We start from the raw sequence: 11,269 nt of genomic DNA, 5'->3' as shown, positions 1-11,269 counted from the left end.
GAGATAGCCACCGAGAGGGTGCACCATCTCTTTATTCGTATTCTAAACTTCGTCTACGTGAGACGCTTCAAGGAATATATGAAACAAGCAGATTAAGTGCAACCGGTAGTATGTTACTGTATGGTGTGCCTTTGCTCATGGGACGTGGTGAACCAGACAATGCTCACCTCATTGTTTTAGGAGCAATCGCCATCCCAGCGAGTAGATTAATGTATGAGCACCGACAGATACAAAACACACTGGACAGCATTGGATACCGAGGACCAGTCCCAACCATTAGGACATCGTTCCTTCGAGAATTATTAAGTCACACAGGTTAATCATAATATCAAAAAAGAGATCAGGAAAAGGTTTTTCAAAAAGAGGATTTGCTGAGGTTTGTATAAACACCCAATCAAAAGATAGGTAAATAAAGTAAATCTTAAATTTACAGCGCCGGTTATGGCGGTGCGACGGCTGCTTTGCAGCCTACTCGCCACTCCGTAGGAGCCTCGGCTCGTCGCACGCCGCGTGGGCGCTGACGAAGCGGGCCCCCTTTGGGGTGCTTCGTAGGATTTGCCCGTTAAGCAAATCCGTCAGCTGCCATCGGCGCGGCGTGTGATTTATGAATGAGGTATTTCAGTTAAAGACTGACTTAAGTAAAGCCCCTGACGAGAGTTGCACTCGTGACCTACAGCTTACAAGGCTGTCGCAATAGCTACTATGCTACAGGGGCATGACAACCTCTGGAAACCGTAATGTCTTATAAATGTTTCTAGGTCGCCAGATCCCAAAGGAATGGGAAAGAAAACATAAAGGCTGAAGAGGCCAGATGGATAAGGAATACATCGTTCCAGAACTTTCTTTTTAAGAAACGTTTATTTTTATATCTTTCGAATAAAATAGAAACATTTATAAATAAAAGTAAATAGTAATAGAAACACCATGAAAAAGGTTGAATGGGTCTATCGAGAGATAGTATACCAAGCATTAGAAAAGAAAAATAACCAGCTGACGCAGCTTGCATTAGCAGAAAAGCTCCAAATATCCTTATCTACGGTCAATCATGCGCTTGAACCTCTTCGGAACATGGGTGCAATTGCTGTCCATCAAAGATACTTTACCATGAACGATCCAAAAAAAATACTCTATCATTGGGCATCAATCAGAAATCTTCGTAAAGATATCATTTACGCAACACGTGTTGATAAACCAATTACAAAGATTGAATCAGAAATGCCATCAACGATTATCTTTGGAGCATACAGTGCCTACAAATATCATTTCCGTGATGTTCCTGCAGATTACTCGGAAATGTACATCTATGGCGACACCGAAGAAATAAAGAAACGGTTTCCACCTAACCAAAACACCCCAAACCTTTTTGTTCTACAAAAAGATAACCTCATGGAGTGTTACGGCCAAACAACAACCCTTGCGCAAACCTTTGTTGATCTGTGGAATCTCAAAGAATGGTATGCAAAGGAGTTCTTACTTGCCATGGAAAAACGAATACAGGTGTAACATGGAATACTGGAACTCACTCTTAACAGAGAAATCATGGAACATTTTGAAGGATCTCCAGAAGAAGCCATTCCACTTTATTGTTATCGGTGGCTGGGCAGCATACCTATGGACAAAACTCCATAAAAGTAAAGATATTGATATTATTATTCCTGACTTCGAGGATTTGGAATACCTCAAAAGAGCATATGATCTCAAAAAGAATGATCACTTAAAAAAATACGAGATTCGTTTTGAGGAAATTGACGTTGCTATCTACATCCCCTACTATTCGCAGCTTCCCTTGCCGATAACTGAAATAAAAAAATACACAACAATCATAGAGAACATTAGTGTTGTTACTCCTGAAGTATTGCTGATTCTCAAGCAAGCCGCAGAGCAAGACAGAGAATACTCAGTAAAAGGAGCCAAAGACAGGGTAGATATCATGACCCTGCTGTTATTTTCAACAATGAACTTTCAGACCTATAAAGATTTACTCAAGAAACATAAGCTCGAACATTTTCAGAAGAGATTAGAGAGAATCATCAACACGTTTACTGATCTCAAATACCTTGAGCTTAATCCTAGAACGTATAAAATAAAGAAAAAAGTGCTTGCTCAATTACTTCGGAAAGGATAAGAATTCCAAGAGTTATAAATCTGCAACATTTACTGTTTCAGCACATGCACGATTTCCTCTACAACCTTGTCTAATTGTTCATAGGTAATAACCAGAGGGGGTAGTAATCTCAAGACGGTTGTGCCTGCTGCCATGGCTAAAATACCTCGTTCCTCTAACTGCTGGATAGAGGGCTTCACTTTTTCTTTGAGTTCAATGCCGATCATTAAACCTAAACCACGAATGTCTCGTACGTCAAGCTGTTGTGCACGTAACTTCTGTAAGGCATAGGCTCCTTTTTCAGCAGCCTGCTTTGGAAGGTCTTCACTTATAATTACCTCAATGGCAGCAGATGCAGCAGCACACGCTAGGGGATTTCCACCAAAAGTAGTTCCATGTCTACCGGTTGGAACAAGAATCTTATCAGCGCAAAGGGTTGCTCCCATGGGGAATCCACCGGCAATGCCCTTAGCAATACACATGATATCAGGTTGAATATCCATGTGCTCACAGGCAAACAATTTCCCTGTTCTTCCAAAGCCAGTCTGGACCTCATCAATAATCAGGAGAATGTTTCGTTGGGTACAGATATCACGTACCTGTTGGAAATAGGTTGTATCACCAACATTGACCCCACCTTCTCCTTGCACTACTTCAAGCAAAACACCAGCAGTCTGTTCAGTAATCTTTTGCTCCAATGCTGCAAAATCATTAAAGGGAACAAAATGAAATCCTGGAACTAAGGGCTCAAAGGGTTCTCGATAGTCTGGAGTGAAGGTTGCACTCATCGATCCAAAGGTTCTTCCATGAAAATTACGCATCGCACAGATGAACTCGGTTTTCTTGGTGGTAAAACGAGCAAACTTCAAGGCAGCCTCAACACTCTCTGTTCCTGAATTACATAAAAATGCACGCGTCAATGTCTCCGGTGTTATCTCTATCAAACGCTGTAACAGTTGTGCTCGTGCAGGATTATAAAAAGAGGTAGTACACGTTATCAAGGTTTGGGCTTGTGCGTGGAGTGCTGCAACAACACGATCATGACAATGACCAACAATAGCAACACCATGGCCTGCAACACAGTCTATGTATGCTCTTCCCTGATCATCCCAAACAAGTGCACCTTTTCCTCTCGCAAGAAGGGTTTGTCGCTTAGGATAAATGGGAAACAAGTACTTATCTTCAATTTCTCGTATTGATTTCATTGGATCACCGTCCCTTTGCCTTGCAATGCCTCTTGGATAGGATGCTCAACGCGTCCATCACTGATAATGACTGGGGTAGCTCCTGTCTCAAAGAGCTTACAGAGTGCTAACATCTTCCGCTTCATTCTTCCTTCGACATGCGACTCTCGTTCAGCCAACTCTTGGGGAGTTATCTGCTCAACAAGGGTTGTTGGATCATCCTTGTTAGCTAAAAAACCTGGAGCTTCAATAAGGAATATGATACGCTGCGCTCCCACAACCTGCTGGAGCACACGAACAATATCATCATTTTCCGTATTAATGGCAATTCCTTCTTCATCAAGGATCGGCGGACAAATAACAGGAACGTATTCATTGTCAAGCAAAAGCTTTATGAGCTGCCCATTTACTTCCTGTGGTTTTCCTGAATAATCCCTGAGGATCATTTTTTTTCCGTTCTGCTCAACACGAATACCTGTATTCCGCTTTCCTTGAATAAGACGTCCATCTAATCCTGATAATCCAATGGCATTAATGCCCTGTTGCTGGCACAGCTCAACTAACCGGGTATTTTGAAGTCCTGGATAAGCCATCATAAAGACATCCATAGCATCAGTATCAGTAAGTACACTACTGTAGCCAGACACTGAAGTTACTACTTGCTTTGGCTTGCCAAGCTTTTCTGCAAGTTCATCACGAAGAGCATTAGCTCCATGAACAATGATAAATGGTTCTTCAAGCTTTGCTAAATCCGCAACAATACCTTGAAGGTTAATTTCCTTGCCTCCACCAATCTTAATGATCATCATAGTATCACGCTCTGCTCTCTGTATTTTCGGTAAACGATTAATACGCCGCTATGGTTCCATGAGCTATAGGACGCCAGTCCTTTTCACCAGGAAAAGGATCTGAACAAACAAAAGCCATGTCCTTTATTTTTTTATGGTACAACGTGAAGTATGCTGGCCTTTCCTGAAATTGGGTTGCTGCATAGATCTGTTGTGCATCACTGATGAGAATATTCATTGCCTTGACATACCGTGTTCTTTTGGTGATAATGGGAATACTCTGCTGAAGTGCGGTAAGTACATTACCGTGAGCAAAGCGTAGGATATAGTTGAATATCTTTTCTGCACCTATTCTCCCTGGAGAGGTAATCCGTACACCATGGAGTTCACCGTTAAAAATAAACACCAGGTCATCATAGATAAAGGGCATGTTATTCTCAACCACAATTCCTTCATCACGAAATGCACTCCTGGCGTGAACGACAAGAAAAGTAGTGCTTGGAAATATTGTAAGGTTGTCTTCCCAAATAGGTTGAATATTCTTGTAGAGTTTCCACTGATTATTAGCTCGATAGGCTAATCCCCAGCCATGGCCTTGATACTCCATGCTGTTTTTCGCAAGTAAAGCAAAGGCCTTGAGGTAGTCCGCAGTGGGAAATGCACGGTTTGCCCGTATCATCAATAATCTGCACATCGTTCCTCGTGATATTTCTTTCAATTACTCCTCTTATTTCGATTACTCATCTTAAACAGGATGTAATCCAGGAAAGGTTAAGCCAGTTGTTTCAGGAAAGCCATGCATAATATTAAAGGCCTGTACTGCCTGGCCTGCAGCTCCCTTCATGAGATTATCAATAGCACTCATCACCACAAGTCGATTGCTTGCAGAATCCTTTTCAAAACCAATATCACAGTAATTTGTTCCCATCAAAATCTTTGGTTCTGGATAACGATAGATTCCCTCATTCTCCTTCACAATTCTGATAAAGGGCTCGTCACCATATGCTTCACGATAGATCTTCCAGATCTCCTTTTCATCCAAGTCCTTCTTCAGGAAAACATGACAGGTTGCCAAGATCCCACGAACAAGATCAAGTGCAGTAGCTGAAAAATGAATCTGAACCTTTTTTCCCATGCTCAACTCTTGAAGCATTTCAGCAATATGTCTATGTTGGGTTGGCTTAAAGCTCCTGACACAACCTGTTCTTTCAGGATGATGGGATGCTAAGCTTGGCGTATTTCCACCTTCACTGGATCCTGCCTTTACTTCAACAACCGTCTGCTGTTCCTCAACAAGGCGATGCTTGAATAACGGATACAATGCTAAGATAGTTGCCGTCGCATTACATCCAGCGCTTGAGATGAGCGAAGCCTTCTGCATTTCTGCACGATGGAGTTCTGGAATGCCATACACAAAAGATCCAAGTAAAGAAGGATGAGTATGCTGATGTCCGTACCATTGTTCATACGCTTCCTTGCTCTTGAGTCGAAAGTCTCCACTCAGGTCAATAATCTTCGGAGCAATTTTCTGATACTGAGCCATATGCTGCATACTTGTTCCATGAGGAAGACAGAGGAAAAGCACATCGCAGGGCTGAAGCTCATCAATACGGGAAAACTTCAAGAGTGATACCTTTCGTAAATTCGGATGTACCTTTGTCACCAGTTTACCGGCAAATCGCTCTGAGGTTACTTGCTTGATATCTACCTGTGGATGGAATAAGAGCAAGCGTAACAGTTCTCCGCCTGCATACCCTGATCCGCCAGCGATGCTGACGCTAATTTTTGGCATGGACAACCTCCTCCCCAATCTTCATAACCTGGTCAACAATGAGCTTTGGAATATTTACACCCGTGGTTTGAATACTGTTACGGAACTCCATGGTATAATTAACCTCATTGATTACCAAGCCATCATTCGTTTCAAAAACATCTATGGCAACAATATCACCATGGACAGCACGTGCAGCACGAACCGATATATCCGCAAGTTCTTTGGTGATAACACACTTTGAAGCCTTTCCTCCTAATGCAGTGTTCGTCTTCCAGTGCGGGGAAGTTCGATAAATTGCAGCAATACATTGATCACCAATCACAAAACTACGGATATCTCTTCCTTGTTTCTTGGCAACATACTTCTGAATATAAAATATAGAGTGATGGTAACTTCCTAAGACGGTTTTGTGTTCGAGTATTGCCTCTGCAGCATCGCGATCATTGATTTTTGCAAGCAATCTTCCCCAGGAACCAACCGCAGGCTTGAGTACAACAGGATATCCCATGGTTTCCATGGCATGTAATGCAGACGGCTCAGTAAAGGCAATACGTACCTCTGGTTGTGGCACTCCTTGCTCAGCAAGCACTGTTGAAGTTAGGAGTTTATCACCACAAATCGTTGCAGCCTTATAGCTATTAACACATCGAATACCCGCACTTTCAAGTAAGCGTAAGGCATGCAATGCACGTGAATGATTGATACAACGTTCGATAACAATATCAACGGGAAACGTAGTTTTTCCTAAGGTAAACTCGAATTCACGGTCATCCATCATAACCAACTCTACGTTTTTTCTGCGTTGAAATTCCTCAATCAACATTTTTTCTTCTGGTCGAATCAGCGAATGTAAAAACCCAATCTTCATGTATCATCCCTCCATTCTTTTCCAGTCTTGAACATCTCGTAAGAGATCAAGAACACCATGCTTTTGTATAATCTTTTGCATAAGCGGAGAAATCGCTCGTGCCTTATAAGATTTACCATTCATCGTCACTGTATCAATTTCCCCATTAATCTCAAGGTGAGGTGTTATCTTACTACCAGAAGATTCCTCACGAGAATGCAAGGTTTCTTCAAATTCTTCAAAAAAGTCTTCTTCAAGGGTAAGAAGAGGAAATCCATAGAAGAGTGCACCCTCAGCATACAGAGGAGAGAAACTCTTTGCGATAACTGCACGAATTCCTAGTGCTTGGAGTGCCAAAACAGAAGAGGCCCGATTACTTCCCTTACCAAAGTTATGACCTGCAACGAGAATATCTCCTGGCTTGACTTCACGCGAAAAAGATGGACAAAGGTAATAAAAGGCAAGCTGACGAAGGATGTTCGGATCGGTTGCTGACGTTGTGCCAATACCGGGAACCGATGAAGGAGTAATATCATCTGTACTGATGCTGTCTCCTGCTAACCAAAGAGTGCTGTTATCGATATGTCGTAAAAAAGAAGAAGATTGACTCGTGAGATTATGAGGGATGGAGTTCAGGGAAAGCATATCAGCATCATAATGAAAAGGGTTACGTAAACAACCAGCAATTGCAGAATAGCCTGCGGTTACACTGCTTGCCAAAAGGACCTTTGTTGTTTGATCGCCCATTCTTCCTTGATAATTTCGATTTCCAGTACTTAAGGTTACTTGGTGAGGCTGCATTCTTCCGGTTCCAAATCCAAAACAAGGACCACAACCACTGTACATAACCGTAACACCTGCTTCACGAAGATCTTGGATTATCCCTTTTTGTTCGCACCGCTGACGGATAGCCTCAGTAGCAAAAAAAACCAAGGTTGGTATCTTGACATGCTTTCCTCGAATCTGTTCCCATGCCTGTCTGATATCATCATACTTCCCCCCCGTGCATGTTCCAATAAAGACCTGATCAAGATGAGTACCTTCAAGCTCATGAACAGGAACAACAGCTGCAGGGCTTCCCTGTTGCGCAATGCACGGAAGGATAGCATGCAAGTCAAGCTCAACAATCTCTGTGTATGCTTCTGGATCAGCAGCAAAAATCCTTGTCAAAGGAATATTTCTTGTTTCATAGTACTTCTGTAAGGACTGAGTCATAGGAAAGAGCGCTGTTGTCGCAACTGCCTCAGAGCTCATGTTCGTAAAGACCGTAGCCTCTTCTACACTGAGATCTTCCAAGCCATCTCCAAAATACTCAATAACCCTGCCTGTTGCCCTTCCGGTTCTATCTAAAAGAGCAAGAAGATACAACATGGCATCTTTAACCGTAACTCCTGGACGCAATCTTCCACTAACCCGTACACCGAGAGAATAGGGAATAGTTACTGGAATTTTTCCTGTGTGAAGGGCAACTGCTACTCCTATCGGCTGCATGGCCTTTGCATAGACATGATAACACCCCAAGGTGCAGGTATGAGAATCATTTCCTACAATAATCATACCCGGTTTTAGAAGATTTTCTTCCGGAAGAACATGATGCTGTATTCCCTTTCCACGAATAATCGTTGGTGTATATGCTTGTTCAAAGAGCTCAAGCTGTCGTAAATTCTCACAAACTCGTTCTCTATCCTTTCCTTGGTAGCGTGCAGGATCAACGGCATGATCATAAACCAAGATCAGCTTGCTCCTTCCTTGTCGGGGAATGCCTCGAAGCTCCTCAAGAGAACGAAGCAAAGAAGGAGTAGTCCAGTCATCGGTAATAACAAGATCAACAGGAATAAGCTTTGTCTCTCCTGCACGACCACCAAGCAGGTGCTCGGTGATGGTTGGCATGACATAAACTCCTTGTAAACACAATCATTTAAAACAGTAGTGGACATTGTTGTAATGTGCACTAAACTCAATTACTTTTTCACGAACATACCATGGATCTTTTCTTTCGAGTAAAACTGCTGCCATAAAACCAGCAATGATATCCATATCTGCTTCAGTCATTCCCAGACGAGTAATTTCAGGTACACCTAAGCGTAAACCACGGTCATTGATGGTTGGAATCATGTTAATGTTCGCGATGAGATTAGCCTTATGGAGTGCATCAACTGCATGATCTGGGTCACAAACTGGTCTGATGTTTACCCATACCTGATGGCTCTGGGTAAAGCCACGATTTCTGCACTGAACATCAAAGCCACGTGCATGTAATGCCTGAGCTAATGCCTTGGCATTTGCAATGGTCTGTTGCGCATATGCTTCGCCAAACGCAAGCTCCTCAGCAAGGGTAATGCCAAGTGCTGCTACATGATGAAGATGGAAATTTGACACTAACCCTGGGAAAATGGCATCCTCAATATCACGTGTTTTGTCTGATCTATTCGTCAGAATAATCCCCTTTTGTGGACCTGGGAAGGATTTGTGACAACTTCCACTCAGGAAATCTGCACCCTCTCTCAAAGGATCTTGAAACTGTTGTCCAGCGATAAGTCCTAATACCTGTGAACCATCGTAGCAAATAAGGGTATGCGATGGTGCTATTGCTCGAAGTTGTTGAACCGGATGAGGGAATAAGATCATCGAACTGTCGAGGTAGATAACATCAGGAGGATTTTGAGCAAACATCTGCTGACATGCCTGTATATCAATTTCAGCTCTCGTGGTGTCATAAGGAAGGATAAACCGCTTTGCCCGTAATACCTCGGCAATGGTCTTTGCGGCAAAATGACCCCCATGTTCCTGAGCAACATGATAAAAAACCGTGCCAGGTCTGACTAACCCATGGAGCATAATATTCGTACAGTTCTCTCCCGAAAGGGCTCGGACATTTGCCCATTGTGCTCGAAATACCTGTCGTGCTAATGCAAGTGTTGCTTCTTCAATGGCAGCAAGATACTTCCCACCCACATACCGCCACATAGGATTCTGAAATAAATAACGATGGGAGAGGTCTGACATCATGATAGCTCTAGCAGCAGGACTCAGGAGATTTTCCGTTGGCACTAAGCCAATACATTCTGCACGATAGGCACCATGGGCTAAGGCAACCTGAGTGATTCGTTCAAAATAATCCCGTGCCTGTTCTTGACGCAAAGTATCGTTACGTAAAGTGTTCTCTTCTGCACGTTCTGCTTGTTCTGCTTGTGTTTCCATTGTCTGTTGTTCCATGGTATCCCCCATGATCCTATTACAATTATATTGCATGAAGGAGTAGAAGAAAACAGGGCGCATATATAAACTTAATGTTAATTATTTAACAAATTTATTGATAGTTGTTATTTATTTGGATTTAGGATCAAAGTGTTATACAACATTAATATTAATAGGTTAATGGTATAACATTATCTTGTTAATATTAATCAGAAATAAATATTCATTAGACAAAGATATGCAGACAAAACACAAAAGAAAAAGAACGAAAAAAATCTTGAAAAAAGAAAAAATCAACAATTACTGACCCCAATCTTCTTCTTCCTTGGGTGCTTCAGCCAACTGTACTGGCTTTGTTTTCTTTACTTCCAATTCAGTACCACAACCAGGGCATTCAAGCAATTCTCCCTTGACGGCTTTGTCGTTTACTTCAATATCTCCACCACAAACAGGACAGTCTGCCATAGTATCTACCTCCGTATATAAGACATATAGCTAAACAAGAAATAATGTGCTCTTTATAAAAATTTGTTTCGCATCATGCCACAGAAGAAGTTGATGCTTCTTGCTTGACTAAGGGACGTACTAGTATATATCCGATACGCATGGTAAACTCAATAATCATGATAAATAAAAGATAGTAAATCATCGTAGAATAAAGCCCAACAGTCTGCGTGAGCATAGCGAGCGATGCACTGAAAGAAAAATACGTAACATCCATAAAGTAGAGAGCAAGCAAGGTCAACGGAAGTAATTTTGCAAGCTCTCGGGAGAGATCCTCACTAAAATACGTAGAGATTCGCACAGCACTAACTATGGTTATAGATGCGAAAAGAACTTTGTCGATTCCCTGATTCTTTGCAAGAAAGACTAAAAGGGTGGTAAGAACAGCAAACCAGATAAAGGCAAAGATGGGGAAAAGAAAAAGATACTCAACAACATAGAGAAGCACAGCAAGAGCCTTTTTCAAGATAGGACGGGATGCTGTGTTATACTGCCCCAAGTTCATGCGAAAGATGTCTTTCCGAGCTAGCCAACGGTAAAAGGTAAAGATAAAGAGAGCGTAGATAACGATAGCAGCAACAAATGGTACAAGCGGTTCAATGGTCTTCACTGCATCCTGAAAATTAAGTGAGGAAAGGGTAATAGGCAGGGCCATAGATGCTTAACAAGAGCACAAGTATAAATAGTTTACCATTAAAAAGACAGGAGACAAGTAACGGAAGGGATAAAGAGACGGACTTATGAAGAAGGTTTATAAATATAGCAAAGGACACTAATAATCGCAACCTTATGTCCTCTGCTTTTTAGGAAAATACATACGGATGATTACGAAAATTAATGTCTTTTCCTAAAATTAAAAATTAAGTAATG

Annotated in this window: 12 protein-coding genes and 1 tRNA gene; 3 read left to right on the top strand and 10 right to left on the bottom strand. The window is 42.0% G+C overall.

Annotated features, from left to right (window positions below):
• On the top strand, positions 1-320 hold a 320-nt coding region (locus HYW21_00220; protein MBI2547754.1), incomplete at its 5' end, for a hypothetical protein.
• Positions 321-642: 322 nt separating this feature from the next.
• Here the strand turns inward: HYW21_00220 and HYW21_00215 are convergent.
• Positions 643-715: transfer RNA gene (locus HYW21_00215), tRNA-Thr, on the bottom strand.
• Positions 716-924: 209 nt separating this feature from the next.
• Between HYW21_00215 and HYW21_00210 the strand changes: the two genes are divergently transcribed.
• Positions 925-1,503 (top strand): winged helix-turn-helix domain-containing protein, encoded by a 579-nt coding sequence (locus HYW21_00210; GenBank protein ID MBI2547753.1) that lies wholly within the window; start codon positions 925-927, stop codon positions 1,501-1,503.
• Position 1,504: 1 nt separating this feature from the next.
• Positions 1,505-2,125: a hypothetical protein gene (locus HYW21_00205; protein ID MBI2547752.1), complete on the top strand. Its 621-nt coding sequence runs from the start codon at positions 1,505-1,507 to the stop codon at positions 2,123-2,125.
• A gap of 29 nt (positions 2,126-2,154) precedes the next feature.
• Here the strand turns inward: HYW21_00205 and HYW21_00200 are convergent, their stop codons facing one another.
• The 9 genes from HYW21_00200 to HYW21_00160 all read right to left on the bottom strand — a co-directional run bounded on the left by HYW21_00200 (position 2,155) and on the right by HYW21_00160 (position 11,054).
• The gene (locus HYW21_00200; protein MBI2547751.1) at positions 2,155-3,309 is read right to left on the bottom strand and encodes an acetylornithine/succinylornithine family transaminase; all 1,155 of its coding nucleotides are present in this window, start codon (positions 3,307-3,309) and stop codon (positions 2,155-2,157) included.
• A complete protein-coding gene (locus HYW21_00195) occupies positions 3,306-4,097 on the bottom strand; it encodes a [LysW]-aminoadipate kinase (protein ID MBI2547750.1) in 792 nt (263 codons plus the stop codon). The genes HYW21_00200 and HYW21_00195 overlap by 4 nt, the downstream gene beginning before the upstream one ends.
• A gap of 37 nt (positions 4,098-4,134) precedes the next feature.
• A complete protein-coding gene (locus HYW21_00190; protein ID MBI2547749.1) occupies positions 4,135-4,794 on the bottom strand; it encodes a class II glutamine amidotransferase in 660 nt (219 codons plus the stop codon).
• Positions 4,795-4,821: 27 nt separating this feature from the next.
• Entirely contained in the window at positions 4,822-5,868 is a 1,047-nt protein-coding gene (locus HYW21_00185; protein MBI2547748.1) for an N-acetyl-gamma-glutamyl-phosphate reductase, read from the bottom strand.
• Positions 5,855-6,718, bottom strand: coding sequence for a lysine biosynthesis protein LysX (lysX, locus tag HYW21_00180; protein ID MBI2547747.1), 864 nt, complete (start codon positions 6,716-6,718; stop codon positions 5,855-5,857). Before lysX ends, HYW21_00185 begins: the two co-directional genes overlap by 14 nt.
• A 3-nt stretch (positions 6,719-6,721) precedes the next feature.
• Positions 6,722-8,587 carry a hypothetical protein gene (locus tag HYW21_00175; GenBank protein ID MBI2547746.1) on the bottom strand — a complete coding sequence of 622 codons (1,866 nt, stop codon included), beginning with the start codon at positions 8,585-8,587 and terminating at the stop codon, positions 6,722-6,724.
• Between the two features lie 24 nt (positions 8,588-8,611).
• Positions 8,612-9,949 (bottom strand): serine hydroxymethyltransferase, encoded by a 1,338-nt coding sequence (locus tag HYW21_00170; GenBank protein ID MBI2547745.1) that lies wholly within the window; start codon positions 9,947-9,949, stop codon positions 8,612-8,614.
• 246 nt (positions 9,950-10,195) lie between these two features.
• Positions 10,196-10,360, bottom strand: a complete 165-nt coding sequence (gene lysW, locus HYW21_00165; GenBank protein ID MBI2547744.1) for a lysine biosynthesis protein LysW — start codon at positions 10,358-10,360, stop codon at positions 10,196-10,198.
• 73 nt (positions 10,361-10,433) lie between these two features.
• Positions 10,434-11,054, bottom strand: coding sequence for a hypothetical protein (locus tag HYW21_00160; GenBank protein MBI2547743.1), 621 nt, complete (start codon positions 11,052-11,054; stop codon positions 10,434-10,436).
• Positions 11,055-11,269 lie beyond the last annotated feature (215 nt).

It is taken from the genome of Candidatus Woesearchaeota archaeon (assembly GCA_016187565.1).
Lineage (GTDB): Archaea > Nanobdellota > Nanobdellia > Woesearchaeales > JACPJR01 > JACPJR01.
This window is presented reverse-complemented; position numbering and strand designations above follow the sequence as displayed.